At 46.4% G+C, this 20191-nt stretch carries 17 protein-coding genes; 15 read left to right on the forward strand and 2 right to left on the reverse strand.

Annotated elements, in window-relative coordinates; all coding sequences use genetic code 11:
• Positions 1-19 precede the first annotated feature (19 nt).
• Positions 20-757, reverse strand: a complete 738-nt coding sequence (locus tag MHB71_RS03465; RefSeq protein WP_340028845.1) for a TraR/DksA C4-type zinc finger protein — start codon at positions 755-757, stop codon at positions 20-22.
• A gap of 221 nt (positions 758-978) precedes the next feature.
• On the opposite strand from MHB71_RS03465, the gene lspA reads away from it, so the two are divergent.
• From lspA to MHB71_RS03505, 8 genes are all read left to right on the forward strand, one after another.
• On the forward strand, positions 979-1473 hold the full coding sequence (lspA, locus tag MHB71_RS03470; RefSeq protein WP_017687321.1) for a signal peptidase II: 495 nt from the start codon (positions 979-981) through the stop codon (positions 1471-1473).
• Entirely contained in the window at positions 1457-2428 is a 972-nt protein-coding gene (locus MHB71_RS03475; protein WP_100527068.1) for an RluA family pseudouridine synthase, read from the forward strand. Before lspA ends, MHB71_RS03475 begins: the two co-directional genes overlap by 17 nt.
• A 110-nt stretch (positions 2429-2538) precedes the next feature.
• Positions 2539-3792 carry an LL-diaminopimelate aminotransferase gene (locus MHB71_RS03480; RefSeq protein ID WP_340028846.1) on the forward strand — a complete coding sequence of 418 codons (1254 nt, stop codon included), beginning with the start codon at positions 2539-2541 and terminating at the stop codon, positions 3790-3792.
• A gap of 203 nt (positions 3793-3995) precedes the next feature.
• Positions 3996-4886: a decaprenyl-phosphate phosphoribosyltransferase gene (locus MHB71_RS03485; protein WP_253509231.1), complete on the forward strand. Its 891-nt coding sequence runs from the start codon at positions 3996-3998 to the stop codon at positions 4884-4886.
• An 18-nt stretch (positions 4887-4904) separates the two neighbouring features.
• Positions 4905-5537 carry an HAD-IB family hydrolase gene (locus MHB71_RS03490; RefSeq protein ID WP_340028847.1) on the forward strand — a complete coding sequence of 211 codons (633 nt, stop codon included), beginning with the start codon at positions 4905-4907 and terminating at the stop codon, positions 5535-5537.
• Positions 5525-5854, forward strand: coding sequence for an EamA family transporter (locus MHB71_RS03495; RefSeq protein WP_036614823.1), 330 nt, complete (start codon positions 5525-5527; stop codon positions 5852-5854). The genes MHB71_RS03490 and MHB71_RS03495 overlap by 13 nt, the downstream gene beginning before the upstream one ends.
• A complete protein-coding gene (locus tag MHB71_RS03500; protein ID WP_235431595.1) occupies positions 5841-6161 on the forward strand; it encodes an EamA family transporter in 321 nt (106 codons plus the stop codon). The genes MHB71_RS03495 and MHB71_RS03500 overlap by 14 nt, the downstream gene beginning before the upstream one ends.
• Positions 6162-6192: 31 nt before the next feature.
• A complete protein-coding gene (locus tag MHB71_RS03505) occupies positions 6193-7497 on the forward strand; it encodes a DUF6080 domain-containing protein (RefSeq protein ID WP_340028848.1) in 1305 nt (434 codons plus the stop codon).
• Positions 7498-7594: 97 nt separating this feature from the next.
• Here the strand turns inward: MHB71_RS03505 and MHB71_RS03510 are convergent, their stop codons facing one another.
• The gene (locus tag MHB71_RS03510; protein ID WP_340028849.1) at positions 7595-10270 is read right to left on the reverse strand and encodes a YhgE/Pip domain-containing protein; all 2676 of its coding nucleotides are present in this window, start codon (positions 10268-10270) and stop codon (positions 7595-7597) included.
• A 710-nt stretch (positions 10271-10980) separates the two neighbouring features.
• Between MHB71_RS03510 and pyrR the strand changes: the two genes are divergently transcribed.
• The 7 genes from pyrR (at position 10981) to pyrE (ending at position 20175) form a co-directional block, all read left to right on the forward strand.
• Positions 10981-11544 (forward strand): bifunctional pyr operon transcriptional regulator/uracil phosphoribosyltransferase PyrR, encoded by a 564-nt coding sequence (gene pyrR, locus MHB71_RS03515; RefSeq protein ID WP_017687330.1) that lies wholly within the window; start codon positions 10981-10983, stop codon positions 11542-11544.
• Positions 11541-12455: an aspartate carbamoyltransferase catalytic subunit gene (locus MHB71_RS03520; RefSeq protein WP_279303086.1), complete on the forward strand. Its 915-nt coding sequence runs from the start codon at positions 11541-11543 to the stop codon at positions 12453-12455. The genes pyrR and MHB71_RS03520 overlap by 4 nt, the downstream gene beginning before the upstream one ends.
• Before the next feature lie 126 nt (positions 12456-12581).
• Complete coding sequence (locus tag MHB71_RS03525) at positions 12582-13886, forward strand: dihydroorotase (protein WP_076250783.1); 1305 nt, start codon at positions 12582-12584, stop codon at positions 13884-13886.
• Between the two features lie 445 nt (positions 13887-14331).
• Positions 14332-15474: a glutamine-hydrolyzing carbamoyl-phosphate synthase small subunit gene (carA, locus tag MHB71_RS03530; protein ID WP_047843735.1), complete on the forward strand. Its 1143-nt coding sequence runs from the start codon at positions 14332-14334 to the stop codon at positions 15472-15474.
• A gap of 1 nt (position 15475) precedes the next feature.
• Positions 15476-18694, forward strand: a complete 3219-nt coding sequence (gene carB, locus MHB71_RS03535; protein WP_047843734.1) for a carbamoyl-phosphate synthase large subunit — start codon at positions 15476-15478, stop codon at positions 18692-18694.
• A 102-nt stretch (positions 18695-18796) separates the two neighbouring features.
• The gene (pyrF, locus tag MHB71_RS03540; protein WP_036614806.1) at positions 18797-19537 is read left to right on the forward strand and encodes an orotidine-5'-phosphate decarboxylase; all 741 of its coding nucleotides are present in this window, start codon (positions 18797-18799) and stop codon (positions 19535-19537) included.
• Positions 19534-20175: an orotate phosphoribosyltransferase gene (pyrE, locus tag MHB71_RS03545; RefSeq protein ID WP_036674850.1), complete on the forward strand. Its 642-nt coding sequence runs from the start codon at positions 19534-19536 to the stop codon at positions 20173-20175. Before pyrF ends, pyrE begins: the two co-directional genes overlap by 4 nt.
• Positions 20176-20191 lie beyond the last annotated feature (16 nt).

Raw genomic sequence — 20191 nt, forward strand, 5'->3', positions numbered from 1 at the left:
GAAGGATATCAAAGTGCTTTTAGTAAATGTCATCCGTCTCCATATCCGGTTCTAACAGACCCTCGCCCTCACGGTTCTCCAGGTACTGGCGATATTGCCGATTGCGCACGATGGAGACGTCATGACCATAGATGTCCGTGGCAACAAAGCTTTCGTACGCTTCAACGCAGCCTTCCACTTCATCGGTGGCTTCAATCGCCATAACATCATAGCTGTCGATATCGCGTCCTTCAGCCATGGCTGGTGAGTTCGATGTGCCCCAGCTTTCAACAATCTGCCAAGTGTCTTCACCATCGAAGCCATTTTGATCATCACGCTCGTCCAGACTGGTTCGACCAAATGCCGGGGCGAGGAATTCTTCCTCTACAGGACGGTTCTCAGAGACAACGGTTTCCGGTTGATGTTTTTTGCAGTATTTGGTGTAGGGAACAGCTTCCATGCGTTCATAAGGGATGGGTTGCTGGCAGACCGCACATGTACCGTAATGTCCTTCTTCGATGGAGTGCAGTGCAGAATCGATTCGTTCCAATTGGAATTCATCATGTTCCAGCAGGGAAATATCTTTCTCGCGTTCATACACCTCCGTAGCTATGTCGCCAGGATGGTTATCAATTGGTGATAATTCACCTGTCTGTAGTTTAAGGGAGTCTCCAAGGCCATAATGCTCGGTTTCCGACAGTCTATGTTCAATATCGCGTTTATCGGACATCAGTTGGGAACGTAAAAATTGCAGTTGTTCGTTAGTAAAATGTGACATGATTTTCCCCTTTCTGCTTTCATGCTGGAATCCGGATTTTGACTCTATTGTAGGATGTGCCATTGAGGGCAAGATTACAGAAGGGAAATGTTATCGTTTTTGCCATAAGCATTGCGATGTAGCGCGTCGTGGACGATTTCCAAACAGCTGTGCTACAATAAACAAGTCTGGCGTAAGCCTGGTATCGTTTGGAAAAGACAAGAACGGAGTGACAAACAAACGTGGTGTATTATATCCTTGCTTTTATCGTATTTTTATTGGATCAGGGAACCAAGTATCTGATTGCAACCCGGATGGAACTCAGAGAAGAAATTCCGGTCATCGGCAATTTCTTTGTCATCACATCACATCGTAACTCAGGAGCAGCATTTGGCATTCTGCAAGACCAGCGTTGGTTCTTTATTGTGGTTACGTTGATTGTGGTCGTTGCCTTGATTTGGTATTTGCAAAAGGTAAAAGATACCCCGCACAAATTGCTGCCTGTGGCGCTTAGTTTGGTGCTTGGTGGAGCAATTGGCAACTTCCTTGACCGGGCATTGACCGGAGAAGTTGTAGATTTTGTACAACTTAATTTTGGAAGTTATACGTTTCCCATTTTTAACATCGCCGATTCGGCAATCTGCATCGGTGTAGGGTTGATCATAGTGGAGACATTGCTTGAAGGACGGCGCGAAAAAGCAGCCGCGAAGATTGAAGGGAATGAACATCATGAGTAATCCGAATAAGGAACAGATTAACGACGAAGAACTAATGAATGGCAATGAACGTATGGAATGGACCGTTGCCGCTGAACATAAAAAAGAACGAATTGACAAATATATTACGGAAGCCGTGGATAACGTATCTCGCTCCCAAGTTCAATTGTGGATCGGAGACGGGATGGTTACTGTAAATGGTGCTGTTGTCAAAGCCAATGCCAAGTTATCCGAAGGTGATCTGATTGAACTACAGATTCCTGAACCGGCTGCCGTTGAGATCGTTGCCGAAGATATTCCGCTGGAAGTGGTATATGAAGACAGCGACCTGATCGTGATTAACAAACAGCGTGGTCTTGTGGTGCATCCGGCACCAGGACATACGTCGGGTACCCTCGTTAATGCACTTATGCATCACTGCAAAGACCTCTCGGGTATTAATGGAGAGTTGCGCCCGGGTATTGTGCACCGTATCGATAAGGATACATCCGGCCTGATCATGGCTGCCAAGAACGATCGTGCTCATGCATCACTGGCTGCTCAGTTGAAGGAACATACGGTGAATAGACGGTATATTGCGCTTGTTCATGGTCATCTTAATCATGATCAAGGGACCATTGATGCACCAATTGGACGAGATACCAATGACCGCAAAATGTATACGGTCACAGAACGTAACAGTAAACATGCCGTTACTCATTTTACCGTTACAGAGCGAATTAATGATTACACCTTGCTGGAATTGAAACTGGAGACAGGACGTACTCACCAGATTCGGGTTCACATGAAATTTATCGGTCACCCGCTTGTAGGAGATCCAACTTATGGACGGAATAAAGGCATCAAAATGCAAGGACAGGCTCTTCATGCGGCTATTCTTGGATTTGTGCATCCAACAACGGGAGAATACCTTGAATTTTCAGCTCCGATTCCGCAAGATATGGAAGACGTGCTTGCCTCGCTGCGCAGTCGTTAACAGTTCCAAGAAAGTACAAATGTTCGGATACTTTGTCCATGGCTTTGATCACGCAAATGCTTCATATTAAAGTGTAGAAATTTGCGTCAAATGAGGAGATGAACAACGTTATGAGTATCGATAAATATCAAGAAACTTACATTCAGACTAATTTTGCCGACCGTATCGGTGGCTCCAACTATGGTAAAGACACGAACATTTATAAATTCGAGAAAATCAAACGTGCCAAAGCTTCGGCCAAAAAAGATTTTCCCGATGTGGAACTGATCGACCTTGGTGTAGGTGAACCGGACGAAATGGCGGATGCAGGCATTGTAGCTGCACTTGCAGAAGAAGCTTCCAGACCTGAGAACCGTGGTTATGCCGATAATGGTATTCCTGAATTCAAGGCTGCTGCTGCTTCTTACCTGAAAAACGTATTCAACGTAGAAGGTATCGATGCAGATACTGAGATCGTACACTCCATTGGTTCCAAACCGGCTTTGGCTATGATGCCTTCATGCTTCATCAATCCGGGTGATGTGACAATCATGACCGTTCCAGGTTACCCGGTTATGGGTACACATACGAAGTATCTGGGTGGAGAAGTGTTCAACATCCAATTGACGAAAGAGAACAACTTCTTGCCTGATCTGACGGCTATCCCGGAAGACATCGCAAAACGTGCGAAGTTGCTCTACCTGAACTATCCGAACAACCCAACAGGCGCAAGCGCGACGGTGGAGTTCTTCACTGAAGTTGTGGAATGGGCTAAGAAATACAATGTTGTGGTTGTACATGATGCTCCATATGCAGCATTGACGTATGATGGCAAAAAACCGTTCAGCTTCTTGTCGGTACCTGGTGCGAAGGATGTTGGCGTAGAGCTGCACTCTCTATCCAAGTCCTACAACATGACGGGTTGGAGAATCGGATTCGTAGCGGGTAACCCGCTTGTAGTCAAAGCATTCAGTGACGTGAAGGACAACAATGACTCCGGTCAGTTTATCGCGATTCAAAAGGCTGCTGCTTATGGATTGAATCACCCTGAGATCACGGAAAAAATTGCAGAGAAATATTCCCGTCGTCACGACATGCTCGTTGCCGTACTGAACGAACTGGGCTTCCAGGCTGAAAAACCTAAAGGTTCATTCTTCCTGTATGTAGAAGCACCAAAAGGTGTGGTTGGCGGACGTCGCTTTGAATCCGGCGAAGATTTCTCCCAATTCCTGATCCGTGAGAAACTGATCTCATCCGTACCTTGGGATGATGCCGGTAACTTTGTTCGTTTCTCCGTAACCTTTGAAGCGAAGGGTGAAGAGGAAGAGAAACGTGTTATTGCTGAGATCAAACGTCGTCTGAGCGACGTACAATTTGAATTTTAATCGCATCACCCAATAGTTAAATCATGTACTAACGAAGAGACCGGAAACGGTCTCTTTTTTTATGCCCATATTAGAATTTTTTCATTTACTCCCTTTACAAAATTATACAAGCAACATATGATTAGATCTTTACGTTATTTCTTATATACAGAAGTTGTTGTTGAAGGGAGTTATTACAATTGTTATCATCACGAACAAGTACGGTGTCCTCACCGGCTACAGGAACAGGCAGTACAGTGTCAGGATTAATCAGATTGTTAAGACCCAAACAGTGGACTAAAAATCTGCTGTTATTTGCTGCGTTACTATTTTCTTTTGAGGAGATTCGGACTGAAACCATTCTTGCGACGTTGCTTGGTTTTATTCTATTTAGCCTTGTTGCAGGCTGTGTGTATATTTTAAATGACTTTGTAGACCGGGACAGGGATCGACAGCATCCGGTGAAAAGGTATCGTCCTATGGCTTCTGGGCAGGTGAATCCGAGTCATGCTTTGTTGTTTGGCATTATTCTATTAATCCTTTCCGTAGGAACGGCCTTCATGATGAACCCTCTATTCGGGGTGTTATGTATCGTCTATTTCCTGTTGAATGTATCGTATTCATTTGTGCTGAAACATCTCGTTATCCTGGATATGATGACCATTGCAGCCGGCTTTGTACTTCGTGCCATTGCAGGTGGTGTGCTGATCCATGTGCCATTCACGCCGTGGTTTTTGATCTGTACCATGCTGTTGTCGTTGTTTTTGGCCATTGGAAAACGCAGAAATGAACTCACGTTGCTTGAGGGAAATACGGGATCACATCGTAAGGTTTTGGATAACTACTCCATTACATTACTGGATCAATTCAATACAATTGTGACGACAGCTACGATTATCAGTTATTCCCTGTTCACATTCACTTCAGATCGAACCATTCATCTCATGTGGACGATTCCATTGGTCATTTACGGCATGTTCCGTTACCTGTATCTGATCCACATGAAGAACCAGGGAGGTTCGCCCGATCGTGTGCTGTTTGAGGACAAGCCTATATTAATTACGGTTATGTTGTATGTGATAAGTGTTGTTACAATCTTTGCAATCTTTGAATAAAGGCTGAGGGGGATCAGGGTGAAAAGCACGAAAGTCGCAATTTTTGATATTGATAAAACGATCATACGCAGTGATTCCATGTTTCAATTTGTGCATTACGGTGTTCGCCGTTACCCGTGGCAGGTATGGAGATTACCTGTCATTGCATTACATACCGTGTTATTCAAGGCAGGCTTCATGACGGTTGAACAAGTCAAACGATCCTACTTTCAAGAAATTGAGCGTATGTCTGAAAAAGATCTCGAATATTTCTTTGATACTCGCTTGCGTACGTCCATTTTTGCCGAGGCCAGTGTAGAGATGCAACATCGCAAAGAAGCAGGGTATCATGTCTTGCTGGTAACTGCATCTCCGCATGCCTATATGAAATACTTTAATAATTTTCCCTGGGTGGATCATGTAATTGGAACTGAACTTGTCCGTCATGAGAATGGTTACACATGCAGAGTTGATGGCAGCAATTGCAAAGGGGAAGAGAAGGTACGCCGAATTCAGGCTTATCTGAGTGAAAAGAATATGGTCATTGATTATGACCAGTCATGTTCCTACTCTGACTCCTTATCCGACCTTCCCGTCATGCAACTTGTGAGTCAACGATACTTTATTAACAAGCGTGTTCCGGACATGGAGGCATTAACGTGGGGGAAATAAAATCGCGTCATACTGGTAAATGGTTAATGCTCGTTTCCGCTTTTCTGACAGCAACGGGTCAATTGTTCTGGAAATGGGGACTAACCGAGTGGATTTACCTGGGTGTAGGTTTTCTGTGTTATGGACTTGGAGCGATTTTGATGATTAAAGCTTTTGCTCTGGAAAAACTCTCAGTTGCTTATCCTCTGATGTGTGCCAGCTATGTATTTGCCTTAATTTATGGGTATTTTTTGCTTGGGGAAGAAATTACGATGCAGAAGCTGGCAGCAGTTGTGTTGCTTGGAATCGGGGTGACACTAACCAGTGTTGATCGATAGCTGGATGGTTGCCGTATTAATTGTCATGACGTTGTGTGGTGCACTGGGTGGGGCCGGACTGAAAGCTTATGCTTCCAGTCGCAATCGTCTGCATGTACTCATGGGACTTGGATTCTACGGAACGGGCGCGTTGCTGAATATTGTATTGCTGAAGTTTCTTCCATTAACCGTAGTGTTGCCTGCAAACGCATTAACATATGTGTGGACTCTTATCATAGCTCGGCTGATATTTAAAGAGACCGTGGGCCCTTTACGCTGGATAGGCGTGGCATGTATTATGGGTGGCCTATGTTTATTGGTATTTTAGAACTTAATTAATCAGGATGTGAAATGAAAGCATGAACTTTTTAGATTACTTATTTTATAATCGCAGAGCCAACTGGACAGCTTTTTACCTGTTTGCGGGATTTGCTCTGTTCTATGGTTTAATGAACGGCTCGTATGTTCTGTACATTGAAAATAATGCAGAGGTGCTTGGGGCGTATACCCCATTTAATACAACGCTGTTTCCAATCAATTTATTCAACTTTGATCCTTCAATGTATTATGGGGACAACAGTTCTTCAGTGATCCATCCGCTGATTTCCTTTCTCGCTGTCACCCTTGCGGCTGTAGCGAAACTGCTGGGAGGCAACTGGTTCTTTCTAATCCTGCAATCGCTGGTGAATGCGGGTTCGGTGGTGCTGGCGTATCTGTTCCTGAGTCAAAAAGAAGATAAACCGACCATCGTACCGCTACTGTTTGCCTTATTGTTTGGTTTCAGTTCCTACTTAATGTTTACTGCATTGATCCCGGATTCGTATCCTTATGTACAGTTTGTTATTCTGTTGTCGGTGGTTTACATGCAGTATACTCGTGAGCGTCAGGACGTACGTTATGTACCCAATGCATTGCTTACATCGATTAACTTTGGACTAACCTCGACCAATATCGTACCATTTGCTGCTGCCACATTCTTCAATATGCATGCATGGCGCAATAAGGCGAATTTGAAAAAATACATCGGTATCATGGCATTAGCGGTTCTGATCATCGTCGTATTAACTGGCGTCCAGTACGTTGCCTTTGGAGGTCGCAGCTGGGTTAGTAACTGGCTGTTGGGCATTCAAAATGGTGGAACCAGCTATGCAACGCCATTCCAGTTCGCTGTTCACTGGAAAGCATTGAACATGTTAACTATTAATCCGATGCTGACACCGAAAATGCATTTACTGGACCCGGGCATGGCGGCCTTTGTTACGGATCTATCCCGTTCCAATCCAATCCATGTGCAGATGACAGGTATCTTTATTTTACTACTGGCATTCATGGGCTTCATTAAAGGCATTCGTGAACGAGAAGTGTGGACCCTTGTGCCATATATTTTGTTTGCCTTTTTGCTTCATGTAGTCGTGGGCTTTGGTCTAGCTGTGTTTCAATACGATATGTACCTGTATGCGGGACATTATCTGTTTGCGTTCTTCCTGTTGGGTGGAGGTTTCGTCATCAGCCTTCGTCCGGGATTGGGGAAAAAAGTGGTTATAGGCTTGATCATGTTATGTGTTATCGTTACGGCAAGTAACAACATCTATCGCCATGTAGAAACATTAACAACAATTAAACAATCCTATGATCAGTTGGAACAGGAACGCTCAGTGAATTAATCAAATAGTAAATGTATCGATTCATATAATGAAACGAGAAAAGGCCATTGGATGGAAAGTCCAATGGCCTTATCTTATTTAGTGTTGAGCAAATGAGTTAAGCAATAATTTTGGTCTTTTTGGCATTCTCGGCTGAACGTTTGGTGAGACTGCTGAGTGGACGTTTCAAAGCGAGAGCAACAATGAGACTCAGCGCGATGAACATACACAACCACAGAATATCCTTGATGGCAGTAGACCACAATATGCCGCCGACCGACTCACGCAGCAGACTGATCGCATACGTGAAGGGCATGAACGGATTCAATGCTTGGAAAAAGGGTGATGTCATGCTGATTGGGAACGTACCGCCGGAGCTGGAGAACTGGAACACCATGAAGATAATGGCGATCCCTTTTCCGATATTTCCAAATACGGACAGCAGCGTGTACGTTATAGTGACAAATACGGCACTCACCAGCATGGCAAACAGGACAAACCACAGTTTATCTGCGACATAGGTACCCAGGATTAAAATATCTCCCAGGCTGACACATATCGCCTGAAGTAACCCAATGGTCAGAAAAGTAGCGAGACGTCCAAGATACAATTCATATCCCCGGAACTTGCCCCCTGGATTCTCAGCTTCGGCACGAAGCAGAGAAATCAGCAGTGTTGAGCCAACCCACAAGGACAGCACACCATAAAATGGTGACATGGCCGATCCATAATTCGGAATTGGGTAAAGCTGTTGTTCTTTGATTTGCACGGGACTCGAAAGGAAAGCACTTTCTTCTTCGATATCGCCACGCAAAAGTTTGGCGAGCTCGGCAAACTGGTTATTACCTTCGACTTCCCGAAGTTTGTCGGCAGCCTTACTGATGGCACTTTCCAATGCTGGCAGATCATCACGTACCAGCGTGGCAACACGATGTACTCCTTTTTCGACCTCGGGAAGTTGGTTCTGGACAAAATCGGATGCCTTGCCTATCTGTTTCTCGGCATTAGGCAGATCATTACGAACAAAATCAGCTGCTTCGTTCAGTTTGTTTCCCAGCTTGGGCAGATCGTTTCGAATTAATGAAGACACTGTGTTTAAAGCTTGGATAAAACCTTCACTTTTGTTCGCGAGTGTCTCTGATATCTCATGGATCTTAGATTGTATTTGAGGCAGTTCGCTCTGGATTTTTGTCAACTCGGCCTGCCCAAACGTAATTCCTTCTTTGGCTGATGCAAGAATGTCCGCAATATCCGGAATACGATCTTTTGCTCCTTGCAGAGTTTCTACTGAGGTGGAGAGGGTAGACCTGAGCTTATCGGCACCAGCTGCAAGTGCAGGCGATATTTCACTTTCATAGGTGTTTAAGATATTGCCAATCCCGCTGCTGATGTCCTTCGAGAGAGTATTTAACTGAGCGATTACGTCTGTTGGTGGAGTTGTATTACGACGCATGGCATCACTGATGATGCCAGCCAAGCGGATCTGCAACTGAAGTTTATCTGAAATGGAGTTCAGTTGTGTGATTTTATCGGCAAGTGGTTGGTTTGGAAGCAAGTTATTGATGTTGCCCAGTAGTTCTGCCATACTGTCCACGAATTTTACCGCAACCCCTAAACGTGAAGCAATCCGGTCGAGATCTTCTACTGTAGGAAGGTTATTAAGATCCGAATTTTGCAATTGTGCAAATACGTCTCCAGCAGCGTTAGTAATCTGCTGCACCAACAGCAGATTTTGGCGGATCGTCGGGCCAATTGTCTGAAACGCTTCTTCACTGGAATCCACGAACTGATTTAATCCCTCTGCAAGCTCAATCCCGTTGCCAGCTATTTGTGATACTTTGTCCAAATCTTGCTCTGCGGCCGTTACGATAGACAGAGCTTTGTTGGTTTTATCCAGCGCCGTTTGGATGACATCTGATACCTGGCCAAAGTTTTCATCCACTTCTCGAATGCGTTCTACCGCTTTTTGTATATCCGGTATCCGCCCTTGAATAGCCAGCACTTCGGAAGCCGCATCATTAATTTGTGGCCAATACTCCTGCACCTTGAGCACATACTGTGCTGCTTCATTGATTTCAGGCAGTTTTTTCTCGATTTCAACGATCTTTTGAGCATCTTTTACAATCTCGGGCATGGCTTTTTCTACTTCCAGAACCTTTTGACCTGCGGCTTGAATAGCCGGAAGATTTTTCTCCAGCGTAAAAATGCCATTCTCCATTTTGCGTAATGTTGGAAGCTGGGAATTAATCTCAACCCCGGCTTCATTCAGCTTGGTCAGAACGGCCTCACTGACGGCTTCAGTGAAATTTTCATTGATTTGTGTTGTTATGGCAGATACACCAGAGCCTGTGATTTTAGGAGCAATGGCATTCACCTTCTCATTGACGGTATAGATTACTTCCGGTCGCTCCAGCTTCCCATCAACGATGCCTGTAATTTTGGATGAAAAGTCCCCCGGAATGAGCAGGCTTGCATAATACTCTCCAGTTTGCACACCCCGATTAGCCTCAGCCTGGTCCACAAAAGTCCAGCCCAGCTTTTCGTTGTGTTTAAGGCTGGATACCAGTTCGTCTCCGATATTAACATGGGTTCCTTCAACAGTCGCACCCTTGTCCTCAGTTGTCACCGCAATTTTGATCCCCTGGGTATTACTGTATGGGTCCCAGACGGACTTCACGTTGACCCAGTCATACACCCCGGGCAGTAGAATAATAGCCGCAATTAGAAATATACCTGTGGGAACCTTCAGAATATGTAACCAGTCTGTTTTGTAAACGTGCCAAATGTGACGCATGACTTCCTCCTAAATGTACATAAATGTAGGGCGTAACTTATTTCTATATCGTAAATTTGTGAATCTTATGTATATCGGCATTATTGCAGTATCTAATAATGGGTTCATGTTTATAAACTGTACCCATTTCACTTGGTACTAATTCAGAGCCTTCATATATTGCGTAAAATGAAACTCACCGTTTGTTCTAAAAAGAAGTGTTTTGTCTCTACTTGAGTATTGTCAGAGGTTTATTTTGGTTATATCAAATTTCTCATTTGCCTATGGATAAATATGCAGAAATGCTGTATAATTATGAATAACCAATGAGATGTATTGTGCATGGATGTTTTTCAGCCTAACTGCTGATTCTAAGAAGAACGTAGCAGAGGGTTTTCACCTGCGATGGTGAGGTGTTGACAGGGGGTTGTCTTTCTGTCATAATTCATGAAGACAAACGGACATATTGATTACAGAACCCTGTGAGGTTCTGCAATATGAACGACATGAATAGCACCTTTAAATCAGTCCCGTGAGACTGGCAAGGTAACGTGAACGATACATCGTTTTTTTGCTGCGGCAAATGAAGCGATGCATCCCCGAGAGTAAACTTTCTTCAGAGCGGTCTGAAGTTCGGAGACTCCTTGCCAATAAACACGGCAAGGAGTCTTTTTTTTTCTCCTCGTCACGGGGCCATGATGCTGAAGGGAAATCCTGAGGAGGCTGAACGCATGAGCACAGAGACACATGTCATTATGGATGAGACGGCGATCCGCCGCGCATTAACACGGATTGCCCATGAGATATTGGAGAAAAACAAAGGAATCGACGATTGTGTGTTGGTTGGTATCCGTACACGCGGGGTTTACCTGGCAGAACGGATTGCCGCCAAGATTGAAGAAATCGAAGGCGCCAAAGTCCCCTGGGGAGAACTGGATGTGACTCCTTACCGCGATGACCGCTTGGACGAAAATAAAGCGAATCGCAAGGAAATGTTGATTATGACACCTGAATCACTTTCGATCCATAACAAAAAAGTGATTTTGTTCGATGATGTGCTCTATACCGGACGGACGATTCGCGCAGCGATGGATGCCCTGATGGACTGTGGAAGACCGCAGAACATTCAGCTGGCTGTACTCGCAGACCGCGGACACCGGGAACTTCCGATTCGACCTGATTTTATCGGCAAGAATGTGCCGACTTCCAAATCAGAGGAGATTGAAGTTGCACTCATGGAAACGGACGGACAGGACGAAGTCAAGATCACTCAGAACCGGGGGGAGCAAGCATAATGATTACACAGACAGCATTGAGAGACCGAAGCTTGCTTGGACTGAAGGAACTTAGTCGAGGAGAAATCGAGTCCATTCTTAACCGAGCGGCTCACTGGGAAGCGCAGAAAGAGAAACTGGTTCCTGTACTGGAATCACGCTTCGTTGCGAACATGTTCTTCGAGAACAGCACACGTACCCGCTTCTCCTTCGAAATGGCAGAGAAACGTCTGGGCGCACAAGTGCTGAACTTTACGGCAGCCGCATCCAGTGTGGAAAAAGGAGAGTCCATCTACGATACGGTACGAACACTTGAGTCGATGGGCATTGATGCAGGCGTGATCCGGTTGAAACCGGCAGGGGTTCTGCAACAACTGGCTCAGAAAGTGAATGTACCACTCGTGAACGCCGGAGACGGCAACAATGAGCATCCCACACAGGCGTTGCTGGATCTCTACACGATGAGGAAAGCGTTTGGCGAACTGAAAGGCTTGCGTGTTTCCATCATTGGTGACATCCTGCATAGCCGTGTAGCTCGTTCCAACCTGTGGGCACTGCAAAAGTTTGGTGCAGATGTACGCTTCTGTGCACCGCAAACGATGCAGGCACCGGAACTCGCAGAGCATGCTCCTTATGTCGGTCTTGAAGAAGCGCTGGATGCAGATGTAGTCATGATGCTTCGTGTTCAACTGGAACGTCATCAACATGGCTTAATTACTTCAGCTGAGGATTATCGCGAACACTACGGATTGACGGAAGAACGGGCATCACGCCTAAAACCAAGCACCATTATCATGCACCCTGCTCCAGTGAATCGCAACGTCGAGGTAGATGACGCGGTTGTGGAAAGTGAAGCATCGCGGATCTTCCCGCAGATGGCAAACGGCGTTCCAATCCGCATGGCGGTTATGGAACGTGCGATGAAACTGTAACAGGGTCTGGCTGTAGGTCATAGGCTGACGGTACGGTAGTTCTTATAGAGCAATAAGAGAGTACACGATAAAGAAAATCAACCGGCTTGCCTGGTAAGCCGGACAGAACCGAAGCGGAGGGCAATTATGCTACAGATTATAAAAAACGCAAACGTCTTGAACCAACAAGGGGAACTTGAACGGAAAACCATCATTATAGATGAAGGTAAAATTAAAAAGATCGCTGGTCTGGAAGACCAAGCCGTACTGGATGCCGAAAAGTCAGCGCAAAGTGTGACAGACGCATCAGGCAAACTGGTCATTCCGGGATTGATCGATATGCACGTGCATCTGCGTGAACCTGGATTCGAACACAAAGAGACGATCGAGACAGGTGCCCGTTCAGCAGCACAAGGTGGTTTTACAACAATCGCTTGCATGCCGAACACGAGACCAGTTACAGATACAGCGGAAGTTGTGAAACTGGTATTGGATAAAGCCAAAGAAGCTGATCTGGTTAAAGTGTTGCCTTATGCAGCCATTACAAAAAATGAACTGGGTCGTGAACTTACCGATTTTGCCGCATTAAAAGAAGCAGGCGCTATTGGATTCACAGATGACGGTGTAGGCGTACAAAACGCTCAAATGATGAAAGATGCCATGAGCCTCGCGGCAAGCATGGATATGCCCGTGATCGCACACTGTGAAGATGACTCACTGGTTGTTGGTGGATATGTGACAGAAGGTGAGTTTTCAAAACGTCACGGCATCAAAGGGATTCCGAATGAATCCGAAGCCATCCACGTTGGCCGTGATATCTTGCTCGCAGAAGCAACAGGAGTTCACTACCATGTCTGTCACGTAAGTACAGAGCAATCGGTTCGCTTGATTCGTCTAGCGAAGTCCATCGGCATTAAAGTAACTGCTGAGGTATGTCCACACCATCTGGTGTTGTCGGATGAAGATATCCCGGGCATGGACGCCAACTGGAAAATGAACCCACCGCTGCGCTCACCACGCGATGTGCAGGCGTGTATCGAAGGTTTGCTGGACGGCACGCTGGACATGATCGTAACTGATCACGCGCCACACAGTGAAGAAGAGAAAGCCAAAGGCATGGAGCTGGCACCTTTCGGAATCGTAGGATTCGAAACAGCCTTCCCGCTGCTGTACACCAAGTTTGTGGAAACAGGACTGTGGAGCTTGGAATTCCTGGTGAAACGCATGACAGCTGATCCGGCACGTGTATTCCGACTGGATACAGGCAAACTGGAAGAGGGAGCACCAGCCGATATCACGATGATTGACCTGAACGAGGAAAAAGCAGTTGATCCTGCAACGTTTGCAACCAAAGGAAGAAACACACCATTCACAGGCTGGAAGCTGAAAGGCTGGGCCACACAAACATGGGTGGATGGCAAAAGCGTGTGGAATAACACGGTACAACAGTAAAACGGTAATTTAGTAAATTGATAAATTAGTAACGCTATATCTTTAACTCTTTAAATCCGCAACAGTAACTCTTAACTTTTTTAAAACAACAAATCTTTTTAAATCTAGCTCTAACTCTAAAACTTAATCTACAATTTGTACAAAAGTAACATCTTTTCAACTAACTCGAGGCAAATCATGCCGAGAGTCTAACATACGAAACAAAGCAAAGTTGAATGTCATGATTTTGAACTTGGACACCAACGTAACTGCGGAGCGGACAGAAAAGACCCGAAGAAGCAAAGCGTTCGCCTTTATCACCGGATTACATCATTTGAAAAATGATAAAAAGTAATCCGGGGATAACAGCGATCAAAGGGTTTTCTGTCAGCGGAGCCGCACGAAGTTTCCAGAATGTTCAACCCCAATGCATTCAACGTTGATAAACACAGAGGAGTGAAATGGGATGCAGGCACAGGCAAGATTATTGTTGGAAGACGGCACGCTGTTCACCGGGAAAGCATTTGGTGCTGAAGGTGAAACTACAGGTGAGGTCGTTTTTAATACGGGAATTACAGGCTATCAAGAGGTGCTTTCGGATCCTTCCTATTGCGGTCAAATCGTGACCATGACGTATCCGCTGATCGGAAACTACGGCATTACGCGTGATGACTTTGAGTCGATTCGTCCATACGTACACGGTTTTGTTGTGCGTCGTCATGAGCCAACGCCGAGTAACTGGCGTGCGGAATACAGCGTAGACAATCTGCTCAAAGAATACGGCATCGTAGGAATCAGCGAAATTGATACACGCATGTTGACTCGCCGGATTCGTCACCACGGCACAATGAAGGGAATTCTCACAACAGGATCGAAGCCTGTGGAAGAACTGCTGGAGATGATGGGAGATACTACCATTGCCGAGCTGCGTAACCAAGTGCCAATGACTTCTACAGAGCATGTCTACAACAGCCCGGGAACGGCTGAGCGTATTGTGCTCGTGGATTATGGTGCTAAAACAGGAATCTTGCGCGAACTCAGCAAACGTAACTGTGACGTTGTTGTTGTTCCACACGATGTAACAGCAGACGAGATTCGTCGCCTGAACCCGGACGGAATTCAACTGTCCAACGGCCCTGGGGACCCGAAAGACGTACCTCACGCAGTTAACATGATCAGTGAACTGCTTGGCGAATACCCGATCTTCGGCATCTGCCTGGGTCACCAGTTGTTCGCACTTGCGGCAGGAGCAGACACCGAAAAACTTAAGTTTGGACATCGCGGAGGAAACCACCCGGTGAAAGAACTGGAGAGCGGACGTTGTTTCATCACATCCCAGAACCATGGATTTACCGTAAACGAAGAGTCTGTGAAGAGTACAGATCTGGAAGTTACACATATCAACAATAACGATAAGACCATTGAAGGTCTGAAACATAAATCATTCCCGGCATTCTCGGTTCAATATCACCCTGAAGCAGCCCCGGGTCCTTACGACAACAGCTATCTGTTCGACCGCTTCATCGAGATGATTCGCGAGCACAAGATCACTAACCCGCAAAAGCCGCGTCAAGCCGTATTGGCAGCCGCAGTGAAAGGAGCACAATAACATGCCGATTAACAAAGATCTCAAAAAAATCCTGGTGATTGGTTCCGGTCCAATCGTCATCGGTCAAGCGGCCGAGTTCGACTATGCCGGTACACAAGCTTGCCAGGCTCTGAAAGAAGAAGGCGTGGAAGTTGTACTTATCAACAGCAATCCGGCGACCATTATGACGGATACAAACATGGCTGACAAAGTATACATCGAGCCTATCACACTGGATTTTGTGACCCAAATCATTCGTCAAGAGCGTCCAGATGGATTGTTGCCAACACTGGGTGGTCAAACAGGTCTGAACATGGCTGTAGAGCTGGCTCGTGCTGGCGTGCTGGAACGTGAAAATGTGAAATTGCTCGGAACACAGCTGACATCCATCGAGAAAGCGGAAGATCGTGATCTGTTCCGTGACCTGATGCGTGAATTGGAACAACCTGTACCAGAGAGTGTCATCGTAACGACACTTGAAGAGTCACTTGAATTTGCGAATGAGATTGGTTATCCAATCATCGTGCGTCCAGCCTATACACTGGGCGGAACAGGCGGCGGAATCTGTGCGAACGAAGAAGAGCTGCGCGAGACGGTGGCAGCGGGAATTCGTTACAGCCCGATTGGGCAATGTCTGGTCGAGAAGAGCATTGCAGGTATGAAAGAAGTCGAGTATGAAGTGATGCGGGACAAAAACGATAACTGTATCGTTGTCTGCAACATGGAAAACTTTGACCCGGTAGGTGTTCACACAGGCGACAGTATCGTTGTAGCACCAAGCCAAACTCTGTCGGACCGTGAATATCAAATGCTGCGTTCAGCTTCCCTGAAAATCATCCGTGCCCTGAACATCGAGGGTGGATGTAACGTACAGTTTGCACTGGACCCACACAGCTTCCAATACTATGTTATCGAAGTAAATCCACGGGTAAGCCGTTCATCAGCTCTGGCTTCCAAAGCAACGGGTTATCCGATTGCAAAAATGGCTGCCAAAATTGCGATGGGTTACACGTTGGATGAAATCGTGAACCCGGTAACAGGCCAAACGTATGCTTGCTTTGAGCCTACACTGGATTACATCGTGAGCAAAATCCCACGCTGGCCGTTCGACAAGTTCATCTCGGCGAACCGTAAACTGGGAACTCAGATGAAAGCAACAGGCGAAGTAATGGCTATTGGCCGGACATTCGAAGAGTCGATTCACAAAGCAGTTCGTTCCCTGGAAATTGGCGTACATCGCCTCTACCTGAAGGATGCTGAAACGCTGGACGAAGCTACCCTGAACGAGCGTCTGATCAAAGCAGATGATGAGCGTATCTTCCTGATTGCCGAAGCATTCCGCAGAGGTTATACGTTGCAACAGCTACAGGATCTGACCAAGATTGACTGGTGGTTCCTGGACAAAATCGAAGGTCTGATCGCATTCGAAGATCGCATTCGTGAAGAATCCGAATTGTCTTCCGACATTCTGTATCAAGCGAAACGCCTTGGATTTACAGACCGTGCCATTGCTGAACTGCGTGCGCAAGGTCAACCAGGAGGCACATTAACAACTGAAGCGGAAGTTAGAACTCGTCGGGAAGCAGAGAACCTGCGCCCAGTGTACAAAATGGTAGATACATGTGCAGCTGAGTTCGAAGCCACAACGCCATATTACTACTCAACTTACGAGACAGAAAATGAAGTTATCCCTTCAGACAAGAAAAAAGTTGTGGTGCTGGGTTCAGGACCAATCCGGATCGGTCAAGGGATCGAGTTCGACTACTCAACTGTACACGCAGTATGGGCATTGCAAAAAGCAGGCTATGAAGCAGTCATTATCAACAATAACCCGGAGACGGTGTCTACGGACTTTAATACATCGGATCGCCTGTACTTTGAACCGCTCTTCTTCGAAGATGTCATGAACGTGATCGAACAGGAGAAGCCAGTAGGAGTTATCGTACAGTTTGGTGGTCAAACAGCCATCAACCTGGCAGCACCATTGCGTAATGCAGGTGTAACGATTCTCGGAACCGATCTGGAAAGCATCGATGAGGCGGAGGACCGTAAGAAGTTCGAACGTCTGCTCTCCCGTCTGGAGATTGCACAGCCAAAAGGTAAAACAGTCATTTCCGTTGATGATGCGGTAGAAACAGCTCAAAGTCTGGGCTACCCGGTACTGGTTCGTCCTTCCTATGTACTCGGCGGTCGTGCGATGGAGATTGTATACTCCGATGCTGAATTGCTGACATACATGGAACAGGCGGTTAAAATCAATCCGGAGCATCCGGTCCTGATTGACCGTTACATGATGGGTAAAGAAGTTGAGGTTGACGCCATCTGTGATGGTGAAACGGTATTGATTCCGGGAATCATGGAACATATCGAGCGTGCAGGGGTTCACTCTGGTGACTCCATCGCGGTATATCCTCCTCAACATCTGTCCCAGGATTTGAAAGAGAAAATTGTAGAGATTACAATCAAAATTGCGAAAGAACTGAAAACGGTAGGTTTGGTCAACATCCAGTTTGTTATCCATGATGGCCAAGTGTACATTATCGAGGTGAACCCACGTTCATCCCGTACCGTACCATTCCTGAGTAAAGTAACCAACATTCCGATGGCGAACTTGGCAACACAAGCCATTCTGGGTGTGAAACTAAAAGATCTTGGTTATGTTGACGGGCTGTGGCCTGAATCGGATCATGTATCTGTTAAAGTTCCGGTCTTCTCCTTCGCGAAGCTGCGTCGTGTAGAGCCAACCCTCGGACCTGAGATGAAGTCTACAGGTGAGGTTATGGGTCGTGACCCGAATTACGCTAAAGCGTTGTTCAAAGGTCTCATTGGCGCAGGAATGAAAATTCCGGCAACCGGAGCGATCGTAGTAACTGTAGCAGACAAAGACAAAGACGAAGCGGTTCCTTTGCTCGAAGGTTTCTACAGACTGGGTTACAAGATCATGGCTACCGGCGGAACAGCAGCTGCGCTTGAAGCAGCGAACATTCCGGTAACGACTGTGAACAAATTAAGTGAAGGTTCGCCGAACATTCTGGATATGATCCGTAGCGGCGAAGCAAACTTTGTCTTCAACACACTCACCAAAGGCAAAACACCGCAGCGTGATGGATTCCGTATCCGTCGTGAAGCGGTAGAAAACGGCATTGTATGTATGACTTCACTGGATACGATTCGTGCGCTGTTGATCATGCTGCAAACGATCAACTTCTCTTCGGAAGCAATGCCTGTCTTTGTAAAATAAATAACTCTCTGATGAAGGACATCAGTCAGCCTGCGGGCTGGCGGGATGTCCTTTATATCGGGTAAAAACGGAAAAAATGAGCAAGTGGAGGGAGCGCTGGTGATGAATCAAGCGAGTTTCAATGAAATGGCTGGCCGTCTGATGGTGGCACTGGATTATCCTGGAGCGGAAGAAGCTCAAGAATTGGTACAAGCTCTTGAGGGCATTCCCTGTTATCTCAAGGTGGGTATGCAGCTGTTCTACGCAGCGGGACCTGACTTTATTCGGGAGCTGAAATCCAAAGGTTACTCCGTTTTTCTGGATGTGAAAATGCATGACATTCCCAACACCGTTCGTGGCGGAGCTGAGAGTATCACACGTCTTGGCGTAGACATGTTCAATGTACATGCAGCGGGTGGAGCCCTTATGATGCGTGCTGCACGTGAAGGTGCTGAGGCAGCAATCGCTGCCGATCCTTCCCTTAGCAAGCCCGAGATCATTGCAGTCACCCAACTCACCAGTACAAGTCTGGAAACGATGAATAACGAGATTGGCATCCCGGGAAGTGTGGAAGCTGCGGTGGTCCGTTATGCAGGACTAGCCCAAGAGGCCGGACTGGATGGGGTTGTTGCTTCTCCACTGGAAGTGCCCGCAATTCGGGCAGCGTGTGGCAGTGCTTTTCACACCGTTACTCCAGGAATTCGTCCAGCGGGTAGTGGTCTGGGAGATCAGACACGCGTCTTGACCCCAGGTGAAGCCATCGCCAGAGGCAGTCATTACATTGTTGTAGGCAGACCCATTACAGGCGCTCCCAATCCGCGAGAAGCGGTAGAAACCATTTTGAAGGAGATGTTGAACGCATGATCGAACTGAATGAGATTCCGAATCATATTGCTTCCCAACTTTTGAAAATTAAAGCCGTGGCGTTACGTCCGCAGCAGCCATTTACATGGACATCCGGCATCAAATCACCAATATACTGTGATAACCGCTTAACGATGTCCTATCCGGAGATTCGCAACGATATCGCTGAAGCATTTGCAACAATCATTCGGAACCAGTATCCGGATGCAGAAGTCATCGCAGGTACAGCAACCGCAGGTATTCCGCATGCTGCCTGGGTGGCTCAGAAGCTGAATCTGCCGATGGCTTACATTCGCGATAAAGCGAAAGGACACGGCAAGGAGAACCTGATCGAAGGTCTGATTACCGAAGGACAGAAAGTGGTTGTCATCGAAGATCTGATCTCTACAGGTGGAAGTTCGATCAAAGCAGCAGAAGCTGTACGCGTTGCAGGTGCAACACCTCTCGCCGTGCTTGCCATTTTCAGCTACCAGCTGGATAAAGGTGTTAAAGCATTTGAAGATGCTGGAATTCCACTTCAGACGTTGTCCAATTACACGGCGCTGATGGATGTGGCTTTGGCTCAGGGAACGATTCAGGAGAGTGACTTTGAGTTGCTTAAATCCTGGCGTGAAGATCCTTCTTCATTTGGTAAATAATATCATTGATACCTCG

Origin of the sequence: Paenibacillus sp. FSL H7-0940, from assembly GCF_037979415.1 — a bacterium.
Taxonomy (GTDB): Bacteria; Bacillota; Bacilli; order Paenibacillales; family Paenibacillaceae; genus Paenibacillus; species Paenibacillus amylolyticus.

Coding starts and splice junctions, on each gene's coding strand:
- MHB71_RS03465 (WP_340028845.1), bottom strand. CDS start 757: ATGTCACATTTTACTAACGAACAACTGCAATTTTTACGTTCCCAACTG.
- MHB71_RS03475 (WP_100527068.1), top strand. CDS start 1,457: ATGAACATCATGAGTAATCCGAATAAGGAACAGATTAACGACGAAGAA.
- MHB71_RS03480 (WP_340028846.1), top strand. CDS start 2,539: ATGAGTATCGATAAATATCAAGAAACTTACATTCAGACTAATTTTGCC.
- MHB71_RS03505 (WP_340028848.1), top strand. CDS start 6,193: ATGAACTTTTTAGATTACTTATTTTATAATCGCAGAGCCAACTGGACA.
- MHB71_RS03510 (WP_340028849.1), bottom strand. CDS start 10,270: ATGCGTCACATTTGGCACGTTTACAAAACAGACTGGTTACATATTCTG.
- pyrR (WP_017687330.1), top strand. CDS start 10,981: ATGAGCACAGAGACACATGTCATTATGGATGAGACGGCGATCCGCCGC.
- MHB71_RS03525 (WP_076250783.1), top strand. CDS start 12,582: ATGCTACAGATTATAAAAAACGCAAACGTCTTGAACCAACAAGGGGAA.
- carA (WP_047843735.1), top strand. CDS start 14,332: ATGCAGGCACAGGCAAGATTATTGTTGGAAGACGGCACGCTGTTCACC.
- carB (WP_047843734.1), top strand. CDS start 15,476: ATGCCGATTAACAAAGATCTCAAAAAAATCCTGGTGATTGGTTCCGGT.
- pyrF (WP_036614806.1), top strand. CDS start 18,797: ATGAATCAAGCGAGTTTCAATGAAATGGCTGGCCGTCTGATGGTGGCA.
- pyrE (WP_036674850.1), top strand. CDS start 19,534: ATGATCGAACTGAATGAGATTCCGAATCATATTGCTTCCCAACTTTTG.